Raw genomic sequence first — 26,485 nt, forward strand, 5'->3', positions numbered from 1 at the left:
CGAAGCCGGTGATGGAAGGCAAGGCGGTGCTGTTCAAGAAGTTCGCGGGCATCGACGTGTTCGACATCGAGCTGAACGAGTCGGATCCGCACAAGCTCGTCGACGTGATCGCCGCGCTGGAGCCGACCTTCGGCGGGATCAACCTGGAAGACATCAAGGCGCCCGACTGCTTCATCGTCGAGCGCGAAGCGCGCAAGCGGATGAAGATCCCGGTGTTCCACGACGACCAGCACGGCACCGCGATCGTCGTGGCCGCGGCCGTCACGAACGGGCTGAAGGTCGTCGGCAAGGACATCAAGAAGGTCAAGCTCGTCGCGTCCGGCGCGGGCGCGGCCGCGCTCGCGTGTCTCGACCTGCTGGTCGACATCGGCCTGCCGCTCGAGAACATCACGGTGACCGACCTGGCCGGTGTGGTCTACAAGGGCCGCACCGAGTTGATGGACCCGGACAAGGAGCGTTTCGCCCGCGAAACGGAAGCCCGGACGCTGGCCGAAGTGATCGACGGCGCGGACATCTTCCTCGGCCTGTCGGCTGCCGGCGTGCTGAAGCCGGAGATGGTGAAGGGCATGGCCGAGCGCCCGCTGATTCTCGCGCTCGCGAACCCGACGCCGGAAATCCTGCCCGAAGCGGCGCTCGAAGTGCGCCCCGACGCGATCCTCGCGACCGGCCGCACCGACTACCCGAACCAGGTCAACAACGTCCTGTGCTTCCCGTTCATCTTCCGGGGCGCACTCGACGTCGGCGCGACGACGATCACGCGTGAAATGGAGATCGCGGCCGTCAACGCGATCGCCGAGCTCGCGCAGCACGAGCAGAGCGACATCGTCGCGACCGCATACGGCATCCAGGATCTGTCGTTCGGGCCCGAATACCTGATTCCGAAGCCGTTCGATCCGCGCCTGATCGTGAAGATCGCGCCGGCCGTCGCGCAGGCCGCGATGGACGGCGGCGTCGCGACGCGCCCGATCGAGGACATGGACGCGTACAAGCAGCACCTGCAGCAGTTCGTGTACCACAGCGGCACGACGATGAAGCCGATCTTCCAGATCGCGCGCGCCGCGCCGGAAGAGAAGAAGCGCGTTGTATTCGCGGAAGGCGAAGAAGAGCGCGTGTTGCGTGCCGTTCAGATCATCGTCGACGAAAAACTCGCGAAGCCGATCCTGATCGGCCGCCCGTCGGTGATCGAGCACCGTATCCAGCGCTATGGCCTGCGCCTGACGCCGGGCACCGATTTCACGGTCGTCAACACCGAGCACGACGAGCGCTACCGCGACTTCTGGCAGACGTACTACAAGATGATGGCGCGCAAGGGCATCAGCGAGCAGCTCGCGCGCGTCGAGATGCGCCGCCGCACCACGCTGATCGGCTCGATGCTGGTGAAGAAGGGCGAAGCGGACGGGATGATCTGCGGCACGATCAGCACCACGCACCGCCACCTGCACTTCATCGACCAGGTGATCGGCAAGCGCCCGGGCTGCAGCGTGTACGCGGCGATGAACGGCCTCGTGCTGCCGGGCCGCCAGATCTTCCTCGTCGACACGCACGTGAACGTCGATCCGACCCCGGAGGAACTGGCCGAGATCACGATCATGGCCGCGGAAGAAGTGCGCCGCTTCGGCATCGAGCCGAAGGTCGCGCTGGTGTCGCACTCGAATTTCGGCACGAGCAACGCACCTTCGGCGAAGAAGATGCGCGATACGCTCGCGATCCTGCAGGAACATGCGCCGGAGCTGAAGGTCGACGGCGAGATGCACGGCGACGTCGCGCTCGACGCGGCGCTGCGCAAGGAAATCCTGCCGGAATCGACGCTGGAAGGCGAAGCGAACCTGCTGATCCTGCCGAACATCGACGCCGCGAACATCGCGTACAACCTGCTGAAGACGGCTGCGGGCAACAACATCGCGATCGGGCCGATCCTGCTGGGTGCCGCGCAGCCGGTGCACGTGCTGACCGAATCGGCGACCGTTCGTCGCATCGTCAACATGGCGGCGCTGCTGGTCGCCGACGTGAACGCCACGCGCTGAGCCAAAACGAACGCGCCAGGCCGGTCGAACCGGCGTGGCGCGTCGGGCGAAATTGTAAACAAAAGCAAAAAGAGGCGTGCCCGCAAAGGGCACGCCGCGGGCAGGGCGCAAACGCGCTTCCCTCAAGGCAACAGCAGCATCCCTCCACTCCTGGTAGCGAGCGCGGCAAGGAGGCAGGTCTTGCCATACGAGCGATGCCGTCTTTATTTTATCCTGTGTAAGATAAATGTAGTGTAATTTCGGTAAAAAATGCGCTGTTCCGGGCATCGCGATGCTTTCGATTCCCAAACGGACATTGATTCGCGCGGACAATAACGCTACGCTAACGCCTTTGTTGGTCGTCAACTACTTGATTTAACAGCGGGAACCCTGGTTCATGGCACGCAAGTGGCTCCGCAACGGCGCGCTCGCGTCCGTCTTCGCGATGTTCGCGATGGGTATCGTCGGCACGCCGACGGGCAGTCTGGTTTCCGCCGCTTACGCACGGGAGGCCGTTGCGGCCGACGTCGCGGCGAGCGGGCTCGATACGATCCCGACCGCCAGTCTTCCGCGCGAGGCCGTGACCACGCTGGGCCTGATCGGCGCTGGCGGCCCCTATCCGTACGAGAAAGACGGCGTCGTGTTTGGCAACCGCGAGCGGATCCTGCCAAAAGCGAAGCGCGGCTACTACCATGAGTACACGGTACCGACGCCGCGTGCCCGCAATCGCGGCGCGCGCCGGATCGTCTGTGGCGGGCCGTTGCGCCGGATCGACAACTGTTATTACACGGGCGACCACTACAACAGTTTTAAACGTATTGTTGAATGACTTCGGGACGAATGGCATGAGCGACTCCATCTACGCGCACGAAACGGCGGCGGCGGAACTGTTCGCGGCCGGCGACGGCAATCTGTTTCAGCGCGTGATTCAACTGCACGCGGCGGCGCAGGCCGGCGGCACGCCGGAGCAACAGGAAGCCGAGCCCGGGCTTTCATCGAACGAGGAGCCTATGAGCCTTTTCACGACCGTGCGACCCAATCTCGTGCAGTCGATCCGCGCGTTCCGCGTGCAGGATCTTGCCGACGAAGCCGGCCGGCTCGGCCAGCATTTCCTGTATGCGTATTGCGGCGCCGCGCAGTCGAAGCAGGAAGTGATGGAAACGATCGCGACGTCGTTCCTGTTCCCGAAGCATTTCGGGAAGAATTACGACGCGCTGTACGACTGCCTGACCGACCTCGTCGCGAAGGCCGGCGCGCAGCCCGGTTTCGTGATCGTCCTCGAAGGGCTGCCGATCGCGCAGAAATTCGACAAGGAAGGGCGCGAGACGCTGCTCGACGTGTTCCGCGAGGCGGCCGAGTTCTGGGCCGAGCGCAAGGTCGCGTTCCGCGTGTTCTACTCGTTCGCGTAAGCACGGGGCGGCCAACGGCCGATCCGGCGAACTTCCGTCAAAAGCCCGCTTCGAGCGGGCTTTTTTGCGTCCGCGCGTGATGCGTGGGCGGCGTCCGGCCCGACAAAGACCTTTCATCGCGCACTTTTTTCCGCGACAATCGATCGGCCCGGCCGCGGCGGCCGCCGCGGCCGGGCGCACAACACCAATCATTCGAGAGAGGGCCGTTTCCCATGACCGCTACCCGATTCGCGGCGCCCGCCCGTGCGCGCCGTCCGCTCGTGCACGCGCTGGCCGCGTGCGCCCTGTCGCTCGGCATCCCGCTGGCCGCGCAGGCCGCGCCACTCACACCCGAACAGACCGTCGACATTTATCTGGGCGCCATCGTCAACAACGACGCGGCCAAGGTCGAGCAATTCAACGACTCGGTGCGTGCGAGCGCCGATCCGAAGGATGCCCGGAACATGTTGTTGCCGGCCGACATGTACGGCGACATGCGTGAACAGATGCTCGGGCAGGTAATGGCGATGCTGTCGGAATCCGGGCGCGAGGCGCTGGCGCCGTCGCTCGACTCGATGGTGGTCGCGTACACGGGCGCGTTGCGGCGCTCGCAATGCAACGCCACCGGTGTAAAGCGCACGCCGGGCGCAGGCGGGAATGGGCAGGACCGTGTCACGGTCAGTTTCGAGTGCAAGGTGGCTGACGTCACGCCGCCGGGAGACGAGGCCATGAAAGCGCGCGCGAGCGCGAAAACCGACCCGCAGCGCTTCGCGGCGGCCAAAACGATATACACGGGCCTTGCGCGCGCGTTCAACGACGCACCGGTCAGCCGGCGCATCACGGGGCAGGTGGAGATGGTCGGTTCGGACAGCAAGGGCTGGACGACCGACAGCCCCGAAAGCCTGCTGAAGCCCGTCGTCGACGCGCTGTCCGGACCGGTCGTCGCGGCGATCGCCGCCAGCCAGCAATGAGGCCGCCGCGCCAGCCCGATCGATTCGACACCGACATGACCCGACCGATGAACGTCACCATTCATGCGCGCCGCGGCGCGCGTTTTCCGTTGTTCCAGGCCGCGCGGGCGGCCGTGCTGTCCGCGTTCGTCGCGGCCGGTGCCGCGCACGCGGCGGTGCTGACGCCCGAGCAGACCACCGATCTGTATCTCGGTACCTTCGTCAACGGCGACGTCGCCAAGGCGGTGCAGTTCAACGATGCAATGCGCACGCGCTTCAAAGGCAAGGACGCGCTCGACGTCGCGGCCATCCCGAAGCTCGGCGACACGATGCGCGACAACGTGATCGCCGCGCTGCTGTCGAAGATGCCGGCCAGGTCTCGTGCGGCGTTGCGCGCACCGGTCAGCGCGTCGATCACGTCGTATCAGCATGTGCTGGCCCGTTCCGAATGCAAGGCGACCGGTTCGACGCAGAAGCCGAACGAGTATGTGGAGGGCGAATCCATCGCGACGGTCGATTTTTCGTGCCGTGTCGTGGACGTGGGGCCCGGCGTGAAGGCGCTGAAGGAGAAGCTCGGCAACCCGCGCCTGAAGACCGACAAGGCCCGGACGGCCTTCCTCGCCGAGTTTTTCTCCGGCATGGCGCACGTCTACGACGAGGCGCCGATGGACCGCACCGTGACGGGGCAGGTCGATCTCTACGGCACGAACGAGAAGGGCTGGCTCACGGGCTCTCCGGGTGACGTGCTGTCGCCGCTGGTCGACGCACTGCTGGATCCGATCGGCTCGGCGGGCGGCGAAGCCGGCAAGTAAGCGGCTTGATCGCGGCCGCTGCACATGGTCGGCGTGCCGCGCATTCGAACGGGGAGTGAACGATGAGGATCCTCACACGAGGGATGCGGGTTGCCGCGGTGGTTGTGGCGGTGTGCGGCGCGGCCGTGGCGGGGGCGAGCGCCGCCGAACCGGCCTCGTTGCCAGGTTCGCCGGCGGCGCACGCGGCCGTCGAGCGGCTGCTCGCCGATCTGCGCACGCGCTCGACGCCAGGCCAGTATGCTGCGGTGGCCCGCGCGATTCACACGTCGCCGGCGCTGGCGGCGCAACTGGACGAACTGGTCGAGGCCGGCCTGCTGACGCGCATCGCGGTCGACAACGGCGAGCCCGCGCTCGGCAGGACGACCGGCGCGTTGCGCAACGGGAGCGTGTGGATCCTGACGCCGGCGTTCGTCGCGAACCAGGCGCCGCGGCGCCTGTTCGACGTCGTGGAGGCCGACGACATCCTGCCGGACAACATGGTGTTCGCGCTCGGCTACATGGCATGGCGCGCGAAGCACGATGCCGATGTGAGCCGCGCGGCCGACGCGCTGCGGGCGTCGGACGACAGCGTGGACGCGAAGAAGCAGCAATGGATCGACCTGAACACGCGGATCGACGCCGGCGGCTTCATCCAGGGCTGGAACGACACGGTGGACGCGGCCACGTTCCAGCATGACGGCCGGCCGATCGGCATCGTGCCGGCGGTACAGATGATGATGAACCTGCGCTATCGCGGCCCGCTGCTCAAGGCGATCCGGGCGACACCGCCGGCCCGGACGCTGCGGATCACCGGGCCGGCGCTCGCGCTCGACGCGGACAACCTAGACGCGCTGGCGTCGGCGCTCAAGACTTCCCCCGTCATCGATATCGAGCCGTTGAGCGTGGCGCGCTGACCCGCGTCGCCGTGCGCCGTCGTCATGCCGCGGCGCGTGCCCGGCCGCGTATCGCCATCACCACCCGCCCCAGCGCGCCGCGAGCGCCGCGAGCACCGCCGCACCGGCCGTCTCGGTGCGCAGCACGCGGGGCCCGAGCGACAGCGCGGTGAACCCGCGTGCGCGGGCCGCGTTTTCCTCGTCCGGCGACAGCCCGCCTTCCGGCCCGATCAGCAGCGTGACGGCTGCCGCAGGCGGCGCGTCGGGCAGCGACGCGAACGGGATGCTCGCGCGCGGCGACAGCAGCAGCCGCAGTTCGCCGTCGGCCGGCGCGGCCGGCAGCGTATCGAGCCACGCGTTGAAGCCGGTGACCTGCGCGACGTCGGGCACGCGGTTGCGCCCGCATTGTTCGCACGACGCGCGCACGACGCCGCGCCAGTGCGCGACACGCTTGTCCGCGCGCTCGCCGGCGAGCTTCACGACGCCGCGCGCGGTCGACAGCGGCACGACCGCGGCAACGCCGAGCTCGACGGCTTTCTCGATCACCCAGTCCATCTTGTCGCCGCCGGCGATGCCTTGCGCGAGTGTCACGCGATAAGGCGGCTCGGCTTCGGCCGGCTCGAACGTGTCGATCTGTGCGAGCGCGCTGCGCTTGTCGATCTCGACGAGCCGCGCGCGGTACTGGCCGCCCGAGCCGTCGAACAGCGCGAGCACGTCGCCGGGCTGCAGGCGCAGCACCTGCGCGTGGCGCGCGACATCGGCCGGCAACGCGAGCGTGGCGTCGGCGCGCAGTGCCGCGTCGACGAAAAAGCGCGGCACGGCCGCGGTGGTGGTGGCTTCGTTCATGCGTGTAGCGGTTGGGGTCATGCGTCGAGACGGCGCCCGAGCGCCCATCGGTAGCCGTCGAGATCCTCGATCTGCGCGAACCGGTCGCCCCAGAACTGATCCTGCGGCGGGCTCAGCGATTTCGCGCCCGCGTCGAGCGCGCGCTGCCAGGTGGCGTCGACGTCGTCGACATACAGGTAGAACGACTGCGGCGCGGTGGCGTTCGCGCTCTTCGGCGTGAGTGCGGTCGAGCCGAACGCACCCTCGGGCGCGAACATCACGATCAGCTGGCCGCGGTAGGCCATCTCGACGTGCATGATCGCGCCGTCCTCGTCGTGCACGTCGCGCAGCTCGAAGCCGAATGCGGCCTTGAAGAAATCGATGGCCGCGCGCGCGTTGCGTACGGCCAGGTAGGGTGTCAACCAAGGCACGTTGGCCGGACGTGGATCGGTCATGAAAATCTCCTGTGTGGGCGCTTCGGCGCGTGCGCTGATTCCATGCTTCGGCGTTCGTTCAGGGGGCGGCGCGGCGTCCGGGGCGACTCGCCCCGGTGCTGCACGTCACGCATTTTGCGAAGACCCGACGGGAAAGCGAAGCGAGGCGGCCGCGCCGACGCTCAGCGGCGAACGCCCAGTGTATCGCGCAGCGCGCGCGGCAGGGCAAAGAGGGACGCATGCAGCCGGGCGTCGTAGTAGCGCAAACCCTGGACGCGGCGGGCCGCGAGCCGTTCGTCGACGTCATGCGCGAACAGCGCGGCCGCATCGAGCGTGTCGCTTGCGATCGCCATCAGCCACTGCGAGCCGTATAGCGGCACGTGCGCGGACAACGGATCGACGACCGAGAAGCTCGCGCGCAGGTCGTCGAGCAGCGCGGCGATGCGCGCCGCGTGGAACAGCGGCGAGCCGAGGTGCATCGAGATCGCGCCGCGCGGCGTCAGGATCCGCTTGAGCCGCGCATAGAACTCGCGCGTGTAGAGGCCGGCCGCCGGCGAATCGGGCGGCGTGAGGTCGAACACGACGAGATCGAAATGCTCGACGGTCGACGTGACGAAATGCGCGGCGTCGCCGATCACGACCTCGACGCGCGGGTCGTCGAGCGCGCCCTGGTGCACGTCGTCGAGATAACGGCGCGCCATGCCGACCACTTCGTCGTCGAGCTCCGCGACGACGATCCGCTCGATGCATGCGTGCTTGAGCAACTGGCGCGCGGCGCCGCCGTCGCCGCCGCCGAGCACGAGCGCCTTCCTCGGGCATGGATGCGCGAGCGCGGCCGGGTGCGTCATGCACTCGTGGTACACGTATTCGTCGCCGACCGACGTCATCGGCCGGCCGTCCAGCGTAAACAGGCGGCCGAGCTGCGGCGTTTCCCAGACTTCGATCTGCTGGTGCGGCGACGCGACGTGCGCGAGCCGACGGGCGTTCGGGAAGCCGTACGTGGCGTCGGGCGTGGGATGAAAAAGAAGGGTCGTGCTCACGGGCGGGCCGCCAGGGCAGGGAGTTCCGACGTCTGAATTATAGGAGGCGGGCGGTTTGACGGAAAACCGTGCCGGAACACTACGCGCCGACAAGGGAAATGTCAGGCCATCTGTTAAAATGACGAGCTTTGCAGCCTCGTCCGTAGGCTCCGTCCGCTTCGCGTCCGTCAGGCGCCGCACCGCGCGCCGGGAACGATCGACGCCCGAGCTTCCGGATGCCGCCGTGCCCCGTTTCCTCGACTCGTTCTCCGGACTCGACATGACGACTTCGTCTCCCGCCTCTACCACCCTGATGGCCAACGCGATCCGCGCGCTCGCGATGGACGCCGTCCAGCAAGCGAACTCCGGCCACCCCGGCATGCCGATGGGCATGGCCGAAATCGGCGTCGCGCTCTGGTCGCGCCACCTGAAGCACAACCCGACGAACCCGCACTGGGCGGACCGCGACCGCTTCGTGCTGTCGAACGGCCATGGCTCGATGCTGCTGTACTCGCTGCTGCACCTGACCGGCTACGACCTGCCGATCGAAGAGCTGAAGAACTTCCGCCAGCTGCACTCGAAGACGCCGGGCCACCCGGAATACGGCATCACGCCGGGCGTCGAGACGACCACCGGCCCGCTCGGCCAGGGTCTCGCGAACGCGGTCGGCATGGCGCTCGGCGAAGCGCTGATGGCCGACGAGTTCAACCGTGACGGCGCGAAGATCGTCGATCACCACACGTACGTGTTCCTCGGCGACGGCTGCCTGATGGAAGGCATCTCGCACGAAGCCTGCTCGCTCGCGGGCACGCTGAAGCTGAACAAGCTGATCGCGCTGTACGACGACAACGGCATCTCGATCGACGGCGACGTCGTGAACTGGTTCCACGACGACACCCCGAAGCGCTTCGAAGCCTACGGCTGGAACGTGATCCCGAACGTGAACGGCCATGACGTCGACGCGGTCGACGCGGCCATCGCGAAGGCGAAGCTGTCGGACAAGCCGACGCTGATCTGCTGCAAGACGGTGATCGGCCAGGGCGCGGCCACGAAGGCCGGCGGCCACGACGTGCACGGCGCGGCACTCGGCGCGGAAGAAATCGCGAAGACGCGCGAAGCGCTCGGCTGGAAGTGGGAGCCGTTCGTGATCCCGCAGGAAGTCTACGCGGCATGGGATGCGAAGGAAGCCGGCAAGCGCGCCGAAACCGAATGGGACGCGACGTTCGCCGCCTATCGCGCGAAGTTCCCGGCAGAAGCCGCCGAATTCGAGCGCCGGATGGCCAACAAGCTGCCGGCCGACTGGGCTGAAAAGGCCGCGGCGATCATCGCCGGCGCGAACGAGCGCGCCGAGACGGTCGCGACCCGCAAGGCGTCGCAGCAGGCGATCGAAGGGCTGGCTGCCGCGCTGCCGGAGCTGCTCGGCGGCTCGGCCGACCTGACCGGCTCGAACCTGACCAACTGGAAGGCGTCGAAGGCCGTCCGCGCGAATCCGGAAGGCCCGGGCGTCGTGCTGGGCAACCACATCAACTACGGCGTGCGCGAATTCGGCATGAGCGCCGCGATCAACGGCCTCGCGCTGCACGGCGGCCACAAGCCGTTCGGCGGCACGTTCCTGACGTTCTCCGACTACAGCCGCAACGCGCTGCGCGTGGCCGCGCTGATGAAGGTGCCGTCGATCTTCGTGTTCACGCACGATTCGATCGGCCTCGGCGAAGACGGCCCGACGCACCAGTCGATCGAGCACGTGTCGAGCCTGCGCCTGATCCCGAACCACGACGTGTGGCGTCCGGCCGACACGGTCGAGACGGCCGTCGCGTGGACCCACGCGGTCGCCGCCGACCGTCCGTCGAGCCTGATCTTCAGCCGCCAGAACCTGGCATTCAACCCGCGTACCGATGCGCAGATCGCGAACATCGAGAAGGGCGGCTACGTGCTGAAGGACTGGGACGAAGAGATCGTCGCGCGCAAGATCATCCTGATCGCGACGGGCTCGGAAGTCGAACTCGCGATGAAGGCCGTCGAGCCGCTCGCGCAGCAAGGCATCGCGGCACGCGTCGTGTCGATGCCGTCGACCAACGTGTTCGACCGCCAGGACGCCGAATACCGCGAACGCGTGCTGCCGCACGGCGTGCGCCGTGTCGCGATCGAAGCGGGCGTGACGTCGTTCTGGCACAAGTACGTCGGCCTCGAAGGCGGCGTCGTCGGGATCGACACGTTCGGCGAATCGGCACCGGCCGGCGTACTGTTCAAGTACTTCGGCTTCACCGTCGAGCACGTCGTCGAGACCGCCAAGGCCGTGCTGGCCTAAAGAGATACGCGACGCGCGCCACCCCTCGCGCGCGTCGCACGTGAAGCTGCACGAAACGAATTTTTTCAGCCATCAGGAGATAGACCATGACGATTCGCGTCGCAATCAACGGCTACGGCCGTATCGGCCGCAACACGCTGCGCGCGTTCTATGAAAACGGCAAGAAGCACGATCTCGAGATCGTCGCGATCAACGACCTGGGCGATGCGAAGACCAACGCGCACCTGACCCAGTACGACACCGCGCACGGCAAGTTCCCGGGCGAAGTGTCGGTCGACGGCGATTACCTCGTCGTGAACGGCGACAAGATCCGCGTGCTGGCGAACCGCAACCCGGCAGAACTGCCGTGGGGCGAGCTGGGCGTCGACGTCGTGATGGAATGCACGGGCTTCTTCACGACGAAGGAAAAGGCGAGCGCGCACCTGAAGGGCGGCGCGAAGAAGGTCATCATCTCGGCACCGGGCGGCAAGGACGTCGACGCGACGATCGTCTACGGCGTGAACCACGACGTGCTGAAGGCCGAGCACACCGTCATCTCGAACGCATCGTGCACGACGAACTGCCTCGCGCCGCTCGTCAAGCCGCTGAACGACAAGATCGGCCTCGAAACCGGCCTGATGACGACGATCCACGCTTACACCAACGACCAGGTGCTGACGGACGTCTATCACGAAGACCTGCGCCGCGCGCGTTCGGCTACCCACAGCCAGATCCCGACGAAGACGGGCGCGGCTTCGGCCGTCGGCCTCGTGCTGCCGGAACTGAACGGCAAGCTCGACGGTTACGCGATCCGCGTCCCGACGATCAACGTGTCGATCGTCGACCTGTCGTTCATCGCGAAGCGCGACACGACGGTCGAGGAAGTCAACGCGATCATGAAGGAAGCATCGGAAGGCGCGCTGAAGGGCATCCTCGGCTACAACGACGCACCGCTGGTGTCGATCGACTTCAACCACAACCCGGCTTCGTCGACGTTCGACGCAACGCTGACCAAGGTGTCGGGCCGCCTCGTGAAGGTGTCGAGCTGGTACGACAACGAGTGGGGTTTCTCGAACCGCATGCTGGATACGGCTGTCGCATTCGCGAACGCGAAGTAATCCCGCACGTTGCGCGGCCGCCGCAAGGCGGCCGGCGTGGCGAACGAGCCCGGCCCGGTTTTCCGGCCGGGTTTTTTATTGCCCGGCATTCGCCGTCACGTGTTCGAGCGCGTCGACGAACGCGCGCTTCAGCGGGCTGTCGAGATCGGTCCACGCGAGGCCGATACCGGTGCGGTGCCCGGCCAGGTCGAGCGGCCGCGCGAGCACGTTCGGCGGCAGCGCGCTGGCAGCCTCCGCCGGCATCAGCCCGATCCCCATCCCCGCCGCGACGAGCGCGAGCATCGTCGTGAACTCCCCGAACTCCTGCGCGATCTCGAGCGTCGTGCCCGCGCGGCTCAGCGCGAGCAGCATGTCGTCGTGAAAGCCCGGCGCGTAGCGGCGCGCGAGCACGAACGCGGGCTGGCCGCGCAGCGCGGCCGGCGGGATGGCGTCGTGCGCGGCGAGCGGATGGTCGAGCGGCAGCGCGACGACGAAGCCTTCCTCGAGCACCACGCGCGTGTCGATGCCCGCATACGCGGCCGGCAGCCGGATCATCCCGAAATCGATCCGCCGGTCGCGCAGCGCGGCGACCTGGTCGGGCGTCGGCATGTCCTTCAGTTCGAGCGTGATCAGCGGATAGCGCTCGCGCATCGTGCGCAGCACGGCCGGCAGCAGCGCGGGCAGCACCGACGACACGAACGCGATCCGCAGCGTGCCGATCTCGCCGCGGCTCGACAGCCGCGCCATCTGTTCCGCGCGCGCGGCCTGCTGCAGCGTGGCGCGTGCCTCGGGCAGGAACACGCGCCCCGTCTCGCTCAGTTCGACCTTGTGCCGGTCGCGCTCGAACAGGCGTGCGCCGAGTTCTTCCTCGAGCGCCTTGATCTGCATGCTCAGCGCGGGTTGCACGATGAACAGGCGTTGCGCGGCGCGCCCGAAATGCAGTTCTTCCGCGAGCGTGACGAAGGCGCGCAATTGCTTGAGTTCCATGGGCGGCGGGCAGGCGTGGGCGGTAATCAGATTTCATGATAACCGGATCAAAAAAGACCATTGGCGCGGTGCCCGGCCGGCGGCCGAAGATACCGTCAACACGAGACCGGCCGCGATGGGCCGCCGGCTCGACTGGCACGAGGAGACACGCATGACCCACGCGCTCGAACGGTTCCGCCTTGACGGCCGCCGCGCACTGATTACCGGTTCCGGACGCGGGATCGGGCTGACGCTCGCCCGCGGGCTGGCCGAAGCCGGCGCGGCGATCGTCATCAACGATCGCAATGAGGAGAAGGCCGCGACGCTCGTGCGGCATCTGCGCGAGGAAGGTTTCACGGCCGACTACGCGGTATTCGACGTCGCCGAGCACGCGCAGGTGCGTGCGGCGATCGACGATTTCGAGGCGCGCGTCGGCGCGATCGACATCCTCGTGAACAACGCGGGCATCCAGCGCCGCGCGCCGCTCGACGCATTCGAACCCGACGACTGGCAGGCACTGATGCGCGTGAACCTCGACGGCGTGTTCAACGTCGCGCAGGCGGTGGCGCGGCACATGATCGCCCGCGGCCGCGGGAAGATCATCAACATCTGCTCGGTGCAGAGCGAGCTCGCGCGGCCGACGATCGCGCCGTATGCCGCGACCAAGGGCGCGGTGCGGATGCTGACCAAAGGGATGTGCGCCGACTGGGCGCGCCACGGCATCCAGGCGAACGGCCTCGCGCCCGGCTATTTCGAAACCGAACTCAACCGCGCGCTGGTCGACGACGCCGCGTTCTCCGACTGGCTGTGCAAGCGCACGCCGGCCGGCCGCTGGGGGCGCGTCGACGAGCTGTGCGGGGCGGCGATCTTCCTCGCATCGGCCGCGTCCGATTTCGTGAACGGCCAGACGCTGTTCGTCGACGGCGGCCTGACCAGCGCCGTCTGAGCGGCGGCGCGAGCGCGCCAAGCGCGCAGCGCCGTTGCGCCGGTCGCGGGCGGCATCCGAATTCCCAGAAGAGCCCGCCGCACGAGCGGGCCGATGTCCCGGTCGCGATACGCGGCCGGGTTCCGGAACGGAAGGCAGGAGACAGGAGACAACGATGGATCGCATTTCCCCGCCGCCCGCGCGGCACGATGCAGGGTCCGGTGCGCCGGGCGAGACCGTCGAGCGCCGTGGCGTCGACACGAAGCAGCTCAACCGCGCGGCATGGACCTGCTCGCTCGGCAGCGCGCTCGAATACTACGATTTCGCGTTGTACACGCTCGCATCGGCGCTGGTTTTCGGGCCGCTGTTCTTTCCCGCGCAGACCGCCGAGATGCGGCTGATCGCGAGCTTCGGCACCTACTTCGTCGGCTTTGCGGTGCGCCCGCTCGGCGGGGTCGTGTTCGGCGTGCTCGGCGACCGGATCGGCCGCAAGTTCGTGCTGACGGCGACGGTGCTGCTGATGGGCGTCGCGAGCACGCTGATCGGCGTGCTGCCGACCTTCGAAACGGCGGGCTACTGGGCCCCCGGGCTGCTCGTGCTGCTGCGCATCCTGCAGGGCCTCGGTGCCGGTGCCGAGCAGGCCGGCGCCGCGGTGCTGATGACCGAATACGCGCCGCCCGGCAAGCGCGGCTTCTATGCGTCGCTGCCGTTCCTGGGCATCCAGCTCGGCACGGTGCTGGCGGCCGCGGTCTATTTCCTGCTGCTCGCCAACCTCGACCGCGTCACCGACGGCTGGGGCTGGCGCGTGCCGTTCCTGTTCAGCGCGGTGATCGTCGCGGTCGGGATCTACATGCGCGTGCGGCTGCACGAGTCGCCGACCTTCGTGCGGCTCGAGAAGCGTGCGCAGGTATCGGCGAATCCGCTGAAGAGCGCCGTGCAGCATTCGAAGCGCTCGCTGCTGATCGGCATCGGCCTGCGGATGGCCGAGAACGGCGGCTCGTCGATCTACCAGGCGCTCGCCGTCAGCTATCTCGCGGGCGTGATCGGCATGAAGGGGCCGATCGGCGCGCTCGCGCTGGTGTGCGCGGCGACCGTCGGCGCATGTACGGTGCCGCTGGCGGGCCGGCTCAGCGACCGCTTCGGCCGCGTGCGCGTGTATCGCACGTTCGCGTGGCTGCAGCTCGCGCTCGCGTTCCCGGTGTGGTGGATCTTCAGCCAGGGGAACGTGGTCGCGAGCGTGATCGCGATCTCGGTCGCGCAGGGCTTCGCGAACTGGGGGATGCTCGGCGCGCAGGCCGCGCTGCTGCCCGAACTGTTCGGCGCGCGCCATCGCTACATGGGCGTGTCGTTCTCGCGCGAAGTGTCGTCCGTGCTCGCGGGCGGGATCGCACCGCTCGTCGGCGCGACGATCATCGCGACCGTGATCGCGCTGCACGGCGGCGATCACGCGGCCGGCGTGCGCGCCTGGGTGCCGATCGCCGCGTACCTGGTGCTGCTGACGCTGATCACGCTGTTCACGACGTCGCGGATGCCCGAAACGCTGAACCGCGATCTCGACGATCCGCTCGACGCGGCGCAGGTGGCGCAGGCCCCGGGCGCCGATGCGCTCGCGCGGCACGCATGAACGGGCCGGGCGGCTGACGCGGCCCGGCCTGCCTTCGTATTCCACTTACCTCGACAGGAGCAAGCGCAGATGGCGCACGAATCGACCCAGCGGCCCGAACTGCTGATGACGGGCCCTTACCAGCCGTGGGACGACGCATGGCTGTCGGCAGGTTATGACGTCCACCGGCTGTGGGAAGCCGCCGACCGCGCGGCGTTCCTCGCCGAACACGGCGCCGGCGTGCGCGCGATCGCGACACGCGGCGATCTCGGCGCGAATGCCGCGCTGATCGCCGCGCTGCCGAAGCTCGAGATCATCGCGTGCTACGGCGTCGGCACCGATGCGATCGACCTGGCCGCCGCGCGCGAGCGCGGCATCCGCGTGACGAACACGCCCGACGTGCTGACCGGCGACGTGGCCGACCTCGGTGTCGGGCTCGCGCTCGCGCTGATGCGCCGCATCGGCGCCGGCGACGCATACGTGCGTTCCGGTGCCTGGCGCGACGGCGACATGCCGCTCGTCACGCGGCTGTATGGCAAGCGCGTCGGCGTGGTCGGCTTCGGCCGGATCGGCTCGACGGTTGCGCGCCGGCTGTCGGGCTTCGACGTCGAGCTCGGCTACTTCGACGTCGCGCCGCGCGCGGACAGCCCGCACCGCTTTTTCGGCGACCTCGCCGAGCTGGCCGGCTGGTGCGACCTGCTGATCGTCACGCTCGCGGGCGGGCCGGCGACGCGTCACCTCGTCGGCGCCGCCGTGCTCGACGCGCTCGGGCCGCAAGGCTATCTGGTGAACGTGTCGCGCGGCACGACCGTCGACGAACCCGCGCTGCTCGACGCGCTCGAACGCGGTGCGATCGCCGGTGCGGCGCTCGACGTGTTCTGGAACGAGCCGCGCATCGACCCGCGTTTCCTCGCGTTGCCGAACGTGCTGCTGCAGCCGCACCATGCGAGCGGCACGATCGAGACGCGCCAGGCGATGGGCTGGCTGGTGCGCGACAACCTTGCCGCGCACTTCGCCGGCGTGCCGCTGGTCACGCCGGTCGTCTGAGGAGGCTGTCATGCGTATGCGTTGCATGTGTGTCGTGATCCACGGGCCGAACGACCTGCGGGTGGAAGAGCAGGACGCGGGCGAGATCGGCCCGGGGCAGGTGCGCGTCGAGGTCGCGATGGGCGGCATCTGCGGCTCCGATCTCCATTACTTCCGGCACGGCGGCTTCGGTGCGATCCGTCTGCAGCAGCCGATGGTGCTCGGCCACGAGGTCGCCGGCACGGTCGCGGAAGTCGCGCCGGACGTGACGTCGGTGAAGGTCGGCGATCGCGTCGCCGTCAATCCGAGCCGGCCGTGCGGTGCGTGCCGCTACTGCCTCGAAGGGCTGCCGAACCAGTGCCTCGACATGCGCTTCTACGGCAGCGCGATGCGGATGCCGCACGTGCAGGGCGCATTCCGCAACGCGCTCGTGTGCGACGCGGTGCAGTGCGTGAAGGTTGCCGATCACGTGCCGATGTCGCTCGCGGCGCTCGCCGAACCGTTCGCGGTCGGGCTGCACGCGGTGTCGCGCGCGGGCCCGCTGATCGGCAAGCGCGTGCTCGTGTCGGGCTGCGGGCCGATCGGCGTGCTCGCGGTCGCGGCGGCGCGCGTGCACGGCGCGGCGGAGATCGTCGCGACCGACGTCGTCGAGGCGCCGCTGGAAGTGGCGAGCGCGCTCGGCGCCGACCGCACGATCAACGCGGCGGCCGACGCCGGATGGGTCGAGCGCTACAGCGCCGACAAGGGCACGTTCGACGTGATGATCGAGTGTTCGGGCAATGCGCGCGCGCTGCGCGACGGGCTGGACGTGATGCGTCCGCGCGGGCTCGTCGTGCAGCTCGGGCTCGGCGGCGACGTCAGCCTGCCGCAGAACGTCGTGGTCGCGAAGGAGCTGTCGATCTGCGGTTCGTTCCGCTTTCACACGGAATTCGCGCTCGCGGTGCAGCTCATCAATGCGGGGCGCGTCGACCTGCGGCCGGCCGTCACGCGCGTGTTCCCGATGCGCGACGCGAACCTCGCGTTCGAACTGGCCGGCGACCGGCAGCGTGCGATGAAGGTGCTGATCGATTTCGTCGACGAGGCTGCGTGACGGTCGCGCACTGGCGCGCGACTGTCTCGACGCGATCGTGAAAAGGGCACGCCCGCGCTTCGCGGGGCGTGCCCTTTTTCAGGGTGACGAGAAAGCGCCCCGCTGAATTACTGCGTGACCTGCCGCACGCCGACGCGCTGCGACGCGAGCCACAACACGACCAGCACGCCCGCGAGCGCCGCGCCCGCGATGCACACGCCGCGCCAGCCGTCGATGCCGTACGCGACGCTCGCCGCGAACGACCCGAGCGCGCCGCCGATGAAGTAGCTCGTCAGGTAGATCGTCGTCACGCGGCTGCGCGCGTTGCCGGCCAGTGCATAGATCACGCTCTGGTTCGAGATGTGGACGCCCTGCACGCCGACGTCGAGCAGCAGGATGCCCGCGATCAGCGCCGCGAGCGAGTGCGCGCCGGCCGCGATCAGCGCGAACGACGCGAGCACGGCCGCCGCGAACAACCCCGTCGCCGCATTGCCGTGTCCGCGATCGACCAGCCGGCCGGCCGACGTTGCCGCGAGCGCGCCCACCGCGCCGACGACGCCGAACAGGCCGATCTGCCCTTCGGAATAGCTGTACGGCGGCTGGCTCAGCAGGAACGTGAGGCCCGTCCACAGCAGGCTGAAGCACGCGAACACGAGCGCGCCGTAGGCGGAGCGCAGCGCGATCAGCGGTTGCGCGCGCACCAGCGCGACGAGCGACTTCATCAGCGCCGCATAGTCGACGCGCGCGTCGCGGCGATCCTTCGGCAGCTTCACGGCGAGCACGGCCGTCAGCGCGAGCACCATCACCGCGGCGATGCCGTACACGGCCCGCCAGCCGAACCCGTCGGCGATCGCACCGGCCGCGACGCGCGCGAGCAGGATGCCGAGCAGCAGCCCGCTCATCACGGTGCCGACCGCGCGGCCGCGCGAGCGCGCGTCGGCGAGCGACGCCGCGAACGGCACCAGCAGCTGCGTCGAACAGGTGACGAAGCCGACCGCGACGTTCGCGACGACGAACATCGTGAAGTTCGTGCTGAACGTGACCGCGGCCAGCGCGACGACGTTGAGCATCAGCAGCCGCACGATCAGCGTGTGGCGGTTGACCGCGTCGCCGAGCGGGACGATCAGCAGCAGGCTCGCCGCATACCCGAGCTGCGTCAGCGTGACGAGATAGCCGAGTTCGGTCGGCGCGCGGCCGAAGCTGTGCGCGATCGCGGCGAGCAGCGGCTGCGCGTAGTAGATGTTGCCGATGACGATGCCGCACGCGCACGCGAACAGCAGCGTCATGCCGCGGGTCAGGGGAGGGTGGTTGTCTTGATGCGGTTCCATGGTCGCGAAAAACAGCGGCGCCGGCCGGCGGCACGGGGCCGTCGGTTGCGCGGGGTGGCGGAAATCGGGGCCGGCGTCAACGGATCGGCGGTGAACCGATGCGCGCCGGGCGGATCGCGGCCGGGCCCGGATCGGGCGGGCGGCGGATCGTCGTGCGGCGGGCGCAGGCAGGCGGGCCCGGGCGGGCCGTTCCGGTGCGGAAAGCAGGTGCGATGTGCCGGAACGGATGTGCGTATGATGCGGGAATCGAACCATAGCGTCCAAGACTGGATCGTTATGGTCTTCATTGGCAAAACCAATACACCGGCCGCCATGCTACTGCGCCACATCCGCTATTTCCTGGCCGTCGCCGAGCAGCGCAGTTTCACGCGCGCGGCCGACGCGCTGCACGTGTCGCAGCCGACGCTGTCGCAGCAGGTCCGCCAGCTCGAGGACACGCTGGGCGTGCAGCTGTTCGACCGCTCGGGCCGCATGGTGCAACTCACGGAGTTCGGCGAGGTCTATGCGCGCCACGCGCGTGCCGCGCTGCACGAACTCGATACGGGGCAGCGCGCGCTGCACGACGTCGCCGGCCTCGGCAGCGGGTCGTTGCGGCTCGCGATGATGCCGACCTTCGCGGCCTACCTGAGCGGCTCGCTGATCGACGCGTTCCATGCCGACTATCCGAACGTCGCGCTGACGATCGACGCGATGCCGCAGGAACGCATCGAGGCGCTGCTCGCCGAGGACCGGCTCGACGCGGGCTTCGCGTTCATGCCGCCGCGCGCGCCGGACGTCGACGCACTGCCGCTGTGGGACGAGCCGCTCGCGCTCGTGACGGGCCGCACGCACCGTCTTGCGCGGCGGCGCCGCGCGCTGACGCCGGCCGAGCTCGGCGGCGAGCCGCTGGTGCTGCTGAGCCGCGCGTTCGCGACGCGCGAGAGCATCGACCGCTATTTCATCGAGCACGGCGCGAGGCCGAAGATCGCGATCGAGACGAATACGGTCAGCGCGGTGCTGGAGCTCGTGCGGTGCGGCCGGCTCGCGACGGTGCTGCCCGACGCGGTCGCGCGCGAGAGTGCCGACCTGTGCGCGCTGGAGATCGATCCGCCGCTGCCCGCGCGCACGGCTGCGCTGCTGACACGCAAGGGCGCGTACCGCAGCGTCGCGGCGCGCGCGTTCATCGAGCGTGCGCTCGCGTATCGCGATCCGTCGGGAGGCTGACCGGTACGACGGGGCGGCGCGCGGCCGCCCGGGCCGTCAGGTGCGCGGTGTCGGGAAGAAGATGCCCGCGCGTTGCGCGGCGTTCGCGATGTGCGTTTCGATCGCGGTGCCCGCGGCGGCGGCATCGCGTGCGATCAGCGCGTCGACGATCGCGCGGTGCTCGGTCCACGTCGACAGCAGCAGCTCGCGCCGGTAGAACGGCATGCGCTGGCTTTCCTTCATGATGTCGGCGCTGCTGCGCAGGATCGATTCGATCGCCGCGTTGCCCGCGAGATGGATGATCCGCATGTGGAAGTCGAAGTCGAGCTGCGATGCCGCGTCGAGCTCGCTTTCGGTGAGCGCGACGTGCAGGTCGGCGAGATTGTCCTCGAACCACGCGATGTCGTCGTCGGTGACGACGTGCGCGGCCATTCGCGCGGCGAATCCTTCGAGCGCGTAGCGCATCTGGTAGGTATCGGGCGGCGACGACTGCTCGGCGAACCGCCACGCATGGGCGGCCGTGGCCTGCGCGCTTTCGACATACACGCCCTTGCCCGCGCGGATGCGCAGCATCCCGAGCGCCTCGAGCGTCGACAGCGCCTCGCGCAGCGACGCGCGGCTGATCTCCAGCTCCTCGGAGAGCTGGCGCTGGGCCGGCAGCAGGCTGCCGACCGGATACACGCCTGCCTCGATCCGGTCGCGGATCGTCGCGATGGCGGCGTCGGTCACGGTGTGCGGAACGTTTTTCATGAGGTGAACTTTGGCCGGTCTGACCGGCATTGTAATCCGCACGCAGGCGGTGCATGAACGCCCTACGGGAAAGCCACGATCTGCCCCTGTCCGGTGCGTGTCGGGCGGGCGGGGAGGGGGTGGGAAATCCCTATTTTGTCCGTCCTTGACGCCACTATATCGGCTTCCTACTATCCACCATAACATCACTGGTCTTACCAGTATGAACAGACGAAACTGCAACCGTTGGATCGGGAGAGCGCCGTGTCGAAATTCCTTAATTCGCTGTTTGGCCGGGTAGTCGTCGCACTTATCCTAGGGATCGCGCTGGGCGCGTTCTTCCCGCATTTCGCCGAGTCGTTGCGACCGCTCGGCGACGGCTTCCTGAAGCTCATCAAGATGGTGATCGGGCCGATCGTATTCTGCGTCGTGGTCAGCGGGATGGCGAACGCGGGCGACCTGAAGAAGGTCGGCCGGGTCGGCCTGAAGGCCGTCATCTACTTCGAGGTGATGACGACGCTCGCGCTCGGCATCGGCCTCGTGCTCGCGTGGGTCACGCGCCCGGGCGTCGGGATGAACATCGACCTGCGCTCGCTCGACGCGTCGTCGCTCGCGTCGTACGCGAAGAACGCCGAGAGCCTGAAGGACACGGCCGGCTACCTGATGAAGATCATCCCCGAGACCGCGATCGACGCGTTCGCGAAGGGCGACATCCTGCAGATCCTCGTGTTCGCGGTGCTGTTCGGTTCCGCGCTGTCGCTGCTCGGCGACAAGGCGCAACGCGTCAACTCGCTGATCGAGGAACTGTCGCACGTGTTCTTCCGGATCATCGGCTTCATCATCAAGCTCGCGCCGCTCGGCGTGCTCGGCGCGATCGCGTTCACGACCGGCAAGTACGGCGTCGCGTCGCTCAAGCAGCTCGGCTACCTGGTCGCGGTGTTCTACCTGAGCTGCTTCGTGTTCGTCACGGTCGTGCTCGGCGTGGTGATGCGGCTCGCGGGTTTCTCGGTGTTCAAGCTGATCCGCTACCTGCGCGAGGAACTGTCGATCGTGCTCGGCACGGCGTCGTCGGACGCGGTGCTGCCGCAGGTGATGCGCAAGCTCGAATACATGGGCGTGAAGGATTCGACGGTCGGCCTCGTGATCCCGACCGGCTATTCGTTCAACCTCGACGGCTTCTCGATCTACCTGACGCTCGCCGTGCTGTTCATCGCACAGGCCACCAACACGCCGCTGTCGACGCACGACCTGATCGTCGTGCTGCTCGTGTCGCTCGTCACGTCGAAGGGCGCGCACGGGATCCCGGGCTCGGCGATCGTGATCCTCGCGGCGACGCTGTCGGCGATCCCCGCGATTCCGGTGCTCGGCCTCGTACTGATCCTGCCGGTCGACTGGTTCGTCGGCATCGCCCGTGCGCTGACCAACCTGATCGGCAACTGCGTCGCGACGGTGGTCGTCGCGGTGTGGGAGAACGACATCGACCGGGCCCGCGCGAAGCGCGTGCTGAACCGCGAGCTGCGCTACGTGCCGGCCGAAGAGGAAGACCGCACGGCACCGGTTGCCGGCGACCAGGCTCACGCGCTCTGAGCGCGACCCTGCGCGGGCGGCTTTGCCCCAGGCCGCCCCGCGCACCAGGCATTCATGTGGCCGGCGCCTCGATGCGCCGGCCCTTCATCAAACTACAGGAGACGACATGGCAGCCCCCATTCTCGATCCGGATGCGCCGGCGTTTACGCGGCGTTACATGAACCTCGCCGACCCGCGCCTCGGGGCGCAGGCGCTCTTTGCCAGCGACGAGTTCTTCGCGCCGAAGGAGCGCATGCTCAATCCCGAGCCGGCCGTGTTCATCCCCGGCAAGTACGACGACCACGGCAAGTGGATGGACGGCTGGGAAACGCGCCGCAAGCGCACGACCGGCCACGACTTCTGCGTGGTGCGGCTCGCGCGGCCGGGCGTGATCCACGGCGTCGACCTCGACACGAGCCATTTCACCGGCAACTTCCCGCCGGCCGCGTCGATCGACGCGTGCGTCGCAGAAGGCGACACGCCGTCCGACAACGCCGAGTGGCGCACGATCGTCCCGGCGACGACGCTGCAGGGCAATTCGCATCACTACGTGAGCGTCGACGATGCGCAGCCTTATACGCACCTGCGCGTGAACCTGTACCCGGACGGCGGCCTCGCGCGGCTGCGCGTGTATGGCCAGCCGCAGCGCGACTGGCGCCAGGTGCCGGCCGGCGAGCTCGTCGACCTCGCGGCGATCGAGAACGGCGGTTACCTGGTGGCCGCAAACAACCAGCACTTCGGCTCGGCATCGCAGATGCTGATGCCGGGGCGCGGCGCGAACATGGGCGACGGCTGGGAAACGCGGCGCCGCCGCGAGCCCGGCAACGACTGGGCGATCGTCGCGCTCGCGCGGCCGGGCATCATCCGGCGCGTCGAGGTCGATACCGCGTTCTTCAAGGGCAATTTCCCCGACCGCTGCTCGCTGCAGGCCGCGAGGGTGGCGGGCGGCACCGACGACTCGCTCGTCACGCAGGCGATGTTCTGGGCCGAACTGCTCGGCGAGCAGAAGCTGTCGATGGACCACGTCCACACGTTCGACCAGCTTGCGGCGCTCGGCCCCGTCACGCACGTGCGTTTCAACATCTTCCCGGACGGCGGCGTGTCGCGCCTGCGTCTGTGGGGCGAACCGGCTTGAAGGAGGGCAACGGCATGAGCGGATCCCGTATCCTGCGCGTCGAGCGCCTGACCCGCGAAGCGTTCGCGCCGTTCGGCGACGTGATCGCGCTCGAAGGCGCGCGCCATTTCCCGATCAACGGCGGCACGACCGAGCGCTTCCACGATCTCGCGACGATCGACGTTTGCGCGGACGGCGGCCGCCCGCTCGTCAGCGTGTTCCGCGCGCAGCCGCGTGCGCTGCCGGTCGCGGTCACGCTGATGGAGCGCCATCCGCATGGCAGCCAGGCGTTCATCCCGCTCGCGGCGGTGTCGCGTTACGCGATCGTCGTCGCGCCGGCCGGCGAGTTCCGGCCCGACGCGATGCGCGCGTTCCTCGCGGAAGGCTGGCAGGGCGTGAACTATGCGAAGGGCGTCTGGCACCATCCGCTGCTCGCGCTGGATGCGGTCAGCGATTTCGTGATCGTCGATCGCGGTGGCCCGCAGCCGAACTGCGATGAAATCCCGCTCGAGCACGCATGGGCGCTCGAGTTCGAGCCGGCCTGCGCGGGCGCGGCATGACGAAGGCGGGCAGGCGGGCCCCTCCGGCGGCCTGATGTCACCCGGGGCCGGCCGGTCAGGCAGCGCGAAGGGTGTGCGAAAGCCTGGGCGGGCCCGCCCTTGGGGCGGCGGGGCGCCGCCGGTTTCCCCGGGCGGGCGCCTCTTGCGTATCCCGAAAAGAAGACGGCCCGGAAGGCGAATTGCCGTCCGGGCCGTGTTGCATGCGCTGCGAGCGCGGCGGATCTCAGTGCTTGCGGTGCGGGCAGTTCTCGGTCGTGCAGGAACCGTACATCGCCAGCGAGTGCTCCTGGAGCCGGAAGCCGCGCTCCTTCGCGATCGCCTGCTGGCGGCTTTCGATCTCGGCGTCGAAGAATTCCTCGACCCGGCCGCAATCGAGGCACACGAGGTGGTCGTGGTGCGAGCCTTCGTTCAGTTCGAACACGGCCTTGCCGGATTCGAAGTTGCTGCGCGACAGCAGGCCGGCTTGCTCGAACTGCGTCAGCACGCGGTAGACGGTGGCAAGCCCGATGTCGAGCTGCTCGTTGAGCAGGTTCCGGTAGACGTCTTCTGCGGTCAGATGGCGCACCGGGCTTTGCTGGAAGATCTCGAGAATCTTGAGGCGCGGTAGGGTGGCCTTTAGCCCGATATTCTTGAGATCCGTCGGATTGGTCATGGCTAGGCATCCCTAGAGTACAATGCAGGGCTTCAATGTTACCGGCTTTTCGCCGTTCCAGAAACACGCGCGGCCTGCGACGCGGGCCTGCACGGTGAGGGAAATGATTCCAGAATCTCTTTCGCACTTTCAGAGGAGCCGCATGCGGAGTGTCATCATCGCTGCCGCCGCCGTTGCCGCGCTGGCTGGTTGTTCGTCGTACGACAGCGTGACGCAGCGCATCGCGCAGAGCATCACCCCCTACCGGATCACCGTCGTGCAAGGCAACTTCGTGTCGCAGGAGAAAGCCTCGCAGCTGCAGGTCGGCATGTCGCGCGAGCAGGTACGCGCGCTGCTCGGCACCCCGCTGCTGGCGGACATGTTCCACGCCGACCGCTGGGATTACCTCTTCTACTTCAAGCGCGGCTCGACGGCGGTCGTCCAGCAGCGCGATCTCGTCGTGACGTTCTCGGGCGATCGCGTCGCGGGCTGGACGGGGGCGGACAACCTGCCTTCGGAACTCGACCTGCTGGCCGACATCGACGGCGACCGTGGCGGCAAGAAGGCGAAGGCGGCCGCAGCGGCGAAGAAAGCCGCCGAGGCTGCCGCCGCCGCGAGCGCCGCACAGGCGGCGAGCGCGCCGGCGCCGGAGACGGTCGCGAGCCCGTCCACCGTGCCGGCGTCCGGCGCGGTGGTCGACCAGGATGCGAACGCGCAGGCCGCCCGCGCGGCGAACCGCGCGACCAACCAGGTGTCGGGCCAGGGCACGGCCGCGCGGCGGTTCACACCGTCCACGCAGGCTTCCGGCGGTGCGCCGGTGCCGGGCGGCCAGCCGCCGGGCGCGGTTCCGGCGATCCAGCCGCAGTTCCAGTTCCATCGTCCGCCGCCGCCGAACGCGTCGAACGAGGCGTCGCCGCCGGTCGGCCCGCAAGGTTCCGACACGCTGCAGAACCAGCCGCTCACCGCGCCGGCGCAGTAAACCCGCGCGCGGAAACAGGGCGGCATGCGCCGCCCGCCTTTAGACCTGTCGTGTAGAAAGCCATGAAGATTGCGATTGCCGGCGCATCGGGCCGTATGGGCCGGATGCTGATCGAAGCCGTTCTCAACGATTCCGACGCGCAGCTCGTCGGCGCGCTCGACCGCGCCGATTCGCCGTTCCTCGGCCAGGACGCCGGCGCGTTCCTCGGCAAGGAAACCGGGGTCAGGCTGACCGCCGATCTCGACGCCGTGTTCGCGCAGGCCGACTACCTGATCGACTTCACGCGTCCGGAAGGCACGATGGCCCATATCGAGGCCGCGCTGCGCCACGATGTGAAGCTCGTGATCGGCACGACCGGCTTCACCGCCGAGCAAAAGGCCGGGCTGCAGGCCGCGGCGGGCAAGATCGGCATCGTGTTCGCGGCGAACATGAGCGTCGGCGTGAACGTCACGCTGAAGCTGCTCGAATTCGCGGCGAAGCACTTCTCGCACGGCTACGACATCGAGATCATCGAGGCGCATCACCGCCACAAGGTCGACGCGCCGTCGGGCACCGCGCTGATGATGGGCGAAGCGGTCGCCGGCGCGCTCGGGCGCTCGCTCGACGATTGCGCGGTGTACGGCCGCCACGGCGTGACGGGCGAACGCGATCCGTCGTCGATCGGCTTCGCGGCGGTGCGCGGCGGCGACATCGTCGGCGATCACACCGTGCTGTTCGCCGGGATCGGCGAGCGCATCGAGATCACGCACAAGTCGTCGAGCCGCGTGTCGTATGCGCAGGGCGCGCTGCGCGCGGTCCGCTTCCTGTCGGCGCGCGGCGCCGGCCTGTTCGACATGCAGGACGTGCTCGGCCTGCGCTGACCTCACGGGGAAACTCCGATGGCGATACCCACCGGCGTTGTCCACTACCTCGAAAGCGGCGATGCGATCACGCATGCCGTCGCCTATGTGCTGCTGGCGATGTCCGTCGCCAGCTGGTGCTTCCTGCTCATGAAAGCCTGGCTGCTGGTCCGCGCGAAGCGGCAGGGGCCGCGCGCGCTCGCCGCGTTCTGGCGCGCGCCGTCGCTCGACGCGGGCATCACCGCGCTCGCCGGCGCCGATCGCGAGCGCGTGTTCGTGCC

The 26,485-nt window shown here is 68.5% G+C and carries 25 protein-coding genes and 1 pseudogene; 19 read left to right on the plus strand and 7 right to left on the minus strand.

Going from position 1 to position 26,485, the window contains the following annotated elements:
- From L810_RS15635 to L810_RS15660, 6 genes are all read left to right on the plus strand, one after another.
- On the plus strand, positions 1-2,024 hold a 2,024-nt coding region (locus tag L810_RS15635), incomplete at its 5' end, for an NADP-dependent malic enzyme (RefSeq protein ID WP_042974889.1).
- A 376-nt stretch (positions 2,025-2,400) separates the two neighbouring features.
- Entirely contained in the window at positions 2,401-2,832 is a 432-nt protein-coding gene (locus tag L810_RS15640; RefSeq protein WP_021159265.1) for a ribonuclease domain-containing protein, read from the plus strand.
- A 16-nt stretch (positions 2,833-2,848) separates the two neighbouring features.
- The gene (locus L810_RS15645; protein ID WP_021159266.1) at positions 2,849-3,412 is read left to right on the plus strand and encodes a barstar family protein; all 564 of its coding nucleotides are present in this window, start codon (positions 2,849-2,851) and stop codon (positions 3,410-3,412) included.
- A gap of 83 nt (positions 3,413-3,495) precedes the next feature.
- Positions 3,496-4,362, plus strand: coding sequence for a hypothetical protein (locus L810_RS15650; RefSeq protein ID WP_124465559.1), 867 nt, complete (start codon positions 3,496-3,498; stop codon positions 4,360-4,362).
- A gap of 35 nt (positions 4,363-4,397) precedes the next feature.
- Positions 4,398-5,153: a hypothetical protein gene (locus L810_RS15655; RefSeq protein WP_226168016.1), complete on the plus strand. Its 756-nt coding sequence runs from the start codon at positions 4,398-4,400 to the stop codon at positions 5,151-5,153.
- A gap of 62 nt (positions 5,154-5,215) precedes the next feature.
- Positions 5,216-6,046, plus strand: a complete 831-nt coding sequence (locus L810_RS15660; protein ID WP_042974891.1) for a hypothetical protein — start codon at positions 5,216-5,218, stop codon at positions 6,044-6,046.
- Positions 6,047-6,103: 57 nt separating this feature from the next.
- Here the strand turns inward: L810_RS15660 and L810_RS15665 are convergent, their stop codons facing one another.
- From L810_RS15665 to speE, 3 genes are all read right to left on the minus strand, one after another.
- Positions 6,104-6,871 (minus strand): 16S rRNA (uracil(1498)-N(3))-methyltransferase, encoded by a 768-nt coding sequence (locus tag L810_RS15665; protein WP_021159270.1) that lies wholly within the window; start codon positions 6,869-6,871, stop codon positions 6,104-6,106.
- A 17-nt stretch (positions 6,872-6,888) separates the two neighbouring features.
- Entirely contained in the window at positions 6,889-7,305 is a 417-nt protein-coding gene (locus L810_RS15670) for a VOC family protein (protein WP_021159271.1), read from the minus strand.
- A gap of 161 nt (positions 7,306-7,466) precedes the next feature.
- Positions 7,467-8,324 carry a polyamine aminopropyltransferase gene (gene speE / locus L810_RS15675; RefSeq protein ID WP_021159272.1) on the minus strand — a complete coding sequence of 286 codons (858 nt, stop codon included), beginning with the start codon at positions 8,322-8,324 and terminating at the stop codon, positions 7,467-7,469.
- Positions 8,325-8,583: 259 nt separating this feature from the next.
- Between speE and tkt the strand changes: the two genes are divergently transcribed.
- Positions 8,584-10,611, plus strand: coding sequence for a transketolase (gene tkt, locus L810_RS15680; protein ID WP_048026127.1), 2,028 nt, complete (start codon positions 8,584-8,586; stop codon positions 10,609-10,611).
- 86 nt (positions 10,612-10,697) lie between these two features.
- Complete coding sequence (gap, locus tag L810_RS15685) at positions 10,698-11,708, plus strand: type I glyceraldehyde-3-phosphate dehydrogenase (RefSeq protein WP_006485712.1); 1,011 nt, start codon at positions 10,698-10,700, stop codon at positions 11,706-11,708.
- Between the two features lie 75 nt (positions 11,709-11,783).
- On the opposite strand, the gene L810_RS15690 is transcribed toward gap, so the two are convergent.
- Complete coding sequence (locus L810_RS15690; RefSeq protein WP_021159274.1) at positions 11,784-12,674, minus strand: LysR substrate-binding domain-containing protein; 891 nt, start codon at positions 12,672-12,674, stop codon at positions 11,784-11,786.
- Between the two features lie 151 nt (positions 12,675-12,825).
- On the opposite strand from L810_RS15690, the gene L810_RS15695 reads away from it, so the two are divergent.
- The 4 genes from L810_RS15695 to L810_RS15710 all read left to right on the plus strand — a co-directional run bounded on the left by L810_RS15695 (position 12,826) and on the right by L810_RS15710 (position 17,297).
- Positions 12,826-13,599, plus strand: coding sequence for an SDR family NAD(P)-dependent oxidoreductase (locus L810_RS15695; protein ID WP_027788397.1), 774 nt, complete (start codon positions 12,826-12,828; stop codon positions 13,597-13,599).
- 154 nt (positions 13,600-13,753) lie between these two features.
- Positions 13,754-15,202, plus strand: coding sequence for an MFS transporter (locus tag L810_RS15700; protein ID WP_021159276.1), 1,449 nt, complete (start codon positions 13,754-13,756; stop codon positions 15,200-15,202).
- Between the two features lie 69 nt (positions 15,203-15,271).
- Positions 15,272-16,228 (plus strand): 2-hydroxyacid dehydrogenase, encoded by a 957-nt coding sequence (locus tag L810_RS15705; protein WP_021159277.1) that lies wholly within the window; start codon positions 15,272-15,274, stop codon positions 16,226-16,228.
- A 10-nt stretch (positions 16,229-16,238) separates the two neighbouring features.
- Positions 16,239-17,297, plus strand: a complete 1,059-nt coding sequence (locus L810_RS15710) for an L-idonate 5-dehydrogenase (RefSeq protein WP_021159278.1) — start codon at positions 16,239-16,241, stop codon at positions 17,295-17,297.
- A gap of 107 nt (positions 17,298-17,404) precedes the next feature.
- On the opposite strand, the gene L810_RS15715 is transcribed toward L810_RS15710, so the two are convergent.
- A complete protein-coding gene (locus L810_RS15715; RefSeq protein WP_042974892.1) occupies positions 17,405-18,604 on the minus strand; it encodes an MFS transporter in 1,200 nt (399 codons plus the stop codon).
- A gap of 312 nt (positions 18,605-18,916) precedes the next feature.
- Here L810_RS15715 and cynR point away from each other — a divergent pair, with 312 nt between their 5' ends.
- Positions 18,917-19,807: a transcriptional regulator CynR gene (gene cynR, locus L810_RS15720; protein WP_042974895.1), complete on the plus strand. Its 891-nt coding sequence runs from the start codon at positions 18,917-18,919 to the stop codon at positions 19,805-19,807.
- 36 nt (positions 19,808-19,843) lie between these two features.
- Here cynR and L810_RS15725 read toward each other — a convergent pair whose 3' ends face one another.
- On the minus strand, positions 19,844-20,566 hold the full coding sequence (locus L810_RS15725) for a FadR/GntR family transcriptional regulator (RefSeq protein WP_021159281.1): 723 nt from the start codon (positions 20,564-20,566) through the stop codon (positions 19,844-19,846).
- A 213-nt stretch (positions 20,567-20,779) separates the two neighbouring features.
- Here L810_RS15725 and L810_RS15730 point away from each other — a divergent pair, with 213 nt between their 5' ends.
- The 3 genes from L810_RS15730 to L810_RS15740 all read left to right on the plus strand — a co-directional run bounded on the left by L810_RS15730 (position 20,780) and on the right by L810_RS15740 (position 23,755).
- A complete protein-coding gene (locus L810_RS15730) occupies positions 20,780-22,102 on the plus strand; it encodes a C4-dicarboxylate transporter DctA (RefSeq protein WP_021159282.1) in 1,323 nt (440 codons plus the stop codon).
- Positions 22,103-22,208: 106 nt separating this feature from the next.
- Positions 22,209-23,216, plus strand: a complete 1,008-nt coding sequence (alc, locus tag L810_RS15735; RefSeq protein WP_021159283.1) for an allantoicase — start codon at positions 22,209-22,211, stop codon at positions 23,214-23,216.
- A gap of 14 nt (positions 23,217-23,230) precedes the next feature.
- Positions 23,231-23,755 carry an ureidoglycolate lyase gene (locus L810_RS15740; RefSeq protein ID WP_021159284.1) on the plus strand — a complete coding sequence of 175 codons (525 nt, stop codon included), beginning with the start codon at positions 23,231-23,233 and terminating at the stop codon, positions 23,753-23,755.
- Between the two features lie 223 nt (positions 23,756-23,978).
- Here L810_RS15740 and fur read toward each other — a convergent pair whose 3' ends face one another.
- On the minus strand, positions 23,979-24,407 hold the full coding sequence (gene fur, locus L810_RS15745; RefSeq protein WP_006400349.1) for a ferric iron uptake transcriptional regulator: 429 nt from the start codon (positions 24,405-24,407) through the stop codon (positions 23,979-23,981).
- Positions 24,408-24,549: 142 nt separating this feature from the next.
- Here fur and bamE point away from each other — a divergent pair, with 142 nt between their 5' ends.
- From bamE to L810_RS15760, 3 genes and pseudogenes are all read left to right on the plus strand, one after another.
- Positions 24,550-25,365 (plus strand): outer membrane protein assembly factor BamE, encoded by an 816-nt coding sequence (bamE, locus tag L810_RS15750; RefSeq protein ID WP_021159285.1) that lies wholly within the window; start codon positions 24,550-24,552, stop codon positions 25,363-25,365.
- Between the two features lie 62 nt (positions 25,366-25,427).
- Positions 25,428-26,225, plus strand: a complete 798-nt coding sequence (gene dapB, locus L810_RS15755) for a 4-hydroxy-tetrahydrodipicolinate reductase (RefSeq protein ID WP_021159286.1) — start codon at positions 25,428-25,430, stop codon at positions 26,223-26,225.
- Between the two features lie 18 nt (positions 26,226-26,243).
- A pseudogene (locus tag L810_RS15760) lies at positions 26,244-26,485 on the plus strand (MotA/TolQ/ExbB proton channel family protein); the annotation flags it as partial.

Origin of the sequence: Burkholderia sp. AU4i (genome assembly GCF_000466765.1) — a bacterium.
Lineage (GTDB): Bacteria > Pseudomonadota > Gammaproteobacteria > Burkholderiales > Burkholderiaceae > Burkholderia > Burkholderia cepacia.

Excerpts from the sequence above, each read along its gene's own strand:
- L810_RS15640 (WP_021159265.1), top strand. The coding sequence starts at position 2,401 with ATGGCACGCAAGTGGCTCCGCAACGGCGCGCTCGCGTCCGTCTTCGCG.
- L810_RS15645 (WP_021159266.1), top strand. The coding sequence starts at position 2,849 with ATGAGCGACTCCATCTACGCGCACGAAACGGCGGCGGCGGAACTGTTC.
- L810_RS15655 (WP_226168016.1), top strand. The coding sequence starts at position 4,398 with ATGACCCGACCGATGAACGTCACCATTCATGCGCGCCGCGGCGCGCGT.
- L810_RS15660 (WP_042974891.1), top strand. The coding sequence starts at position 5,216 with ATGAGGATCCTCACACGAGGGATGCGGGTTGCCGCGGTGGTTGTGGCG.
- L810_RS15665 (WP_021159270.1), bottom strand. The coding sequence starts at position 6,871 with ATGAACGAAGCCACCACCACCGCGGCCGTGCCGCGCTTTTTCGTCGAC.
- L810_RS15670 (WP_021159271.1), bottom strand. The coding sequence starts at position 7,305 with ATGACCGATCCACGTCCGGCCAACGTGCCTTGGTTGACACCCTACCTG.
- tkt (WP_048026127.1), top strand. The coding sequence starts at position 8,584 with ATGACGACTTCGTCTCCCGCCTCTACCACCCTGATGGCCAACGCGATC.
- gap (WP_006485712.1), top strand. The coding sequence starts at position 10,698 with ATGACGATTCGCGTCGCAATCAACGGCTACGGCCGTATCGGCCGCAAC.
- L810_RS15690 (WP_021159274.1), bottom strand. The coding sequence starts at position 12,674 with ATGGAACTCAAGCAATTGCGCGCCTTCGTCACGCTCGCGGAAGAACTG.
- L810_RS15695 (WP_027788397.1), top strand. The coding sequence starts at position 12,826 with ATGACCCACGCGCTCGAACGGTTCCGCCTTGACGGCCGCCGCGCACTG.
- L810_RS15700 (WP_021159276.1), top strand. The coding sequence starts at position 13,754 with ATGGATCGCATTTCCCCGCCGCCCGCGCGGCACGATGCAGGGTCCGGT.
- L810_RS15705 (WP_021159277.1), top strand. The coding sequence starts at position 15,272 with ATGGCGCACGAATCGACCCAGCGGCCCGAACTGCTGATGACGGGCCCT.
- L810_RS15710 (WP_021159278.1), top strand. The coding sequence starts at position 16,239 with ATGCGTATGCGTTGCATGTGTGTCGTGATCCACGGGCCGAACGACCTG.
- L810_RS15715 (WP_042974892.1), bottom strand. The coding sequence starts at position 18,604 with ATGGAACCGCATCAAGACAACCACCCTCCCCTGACCCGCGGCATGACG.
- cynR (WP_042974895.1), top strand. The coding sequence starts at position 18,917 with ATGCTACTGCGCCACATCCGCTATTTCCTGGCCGTCGCCGAGCAGCGC.
- L810_RS15725 (WP_021159281.1), bottom strand. The coding sequence starts at position 20,566 with ATGCCGGTCAGACCGGCCAAAGTTCACCTCATGAAAAACGTTCCGCAC.
- alc (WP_021159283.1), top strand. The coding sequence starts at position 22,209 with ATGGCAGCCCCCATTCTCGATCCGGATGCGCCGGCGTTTACGCGGCGT.
- L810_RS15740 (WP_021159284.1), top strand. The coding sequence starts at position 23,231 with ATGAGCGGATCCCGTATCCTGCGCGTCGAGCGCCTGACCCGCGAAGCG.
- fur (WP_006400349.1), bottom strand. The coding sequence starts at position 24,407 with ATGACCAATCCGACGGATCTCAAGAATATCGGGCTAAAGGCCACCCTA.
- bamE (WP_021159285.1), top strand. The coding sequence starts at position 24,550 with ATGCGGAGTGTCATCATCGCTGCCGCCGCCGTTGCCGCGCTGGCTGGT.
- dapB (WP_021159286.1), top strand. The coding sequence starts at position 25,428 with ATGAAGATTGCGATTGCCGGCGCATCGGGCCGTATGGGCCGGATGCTG.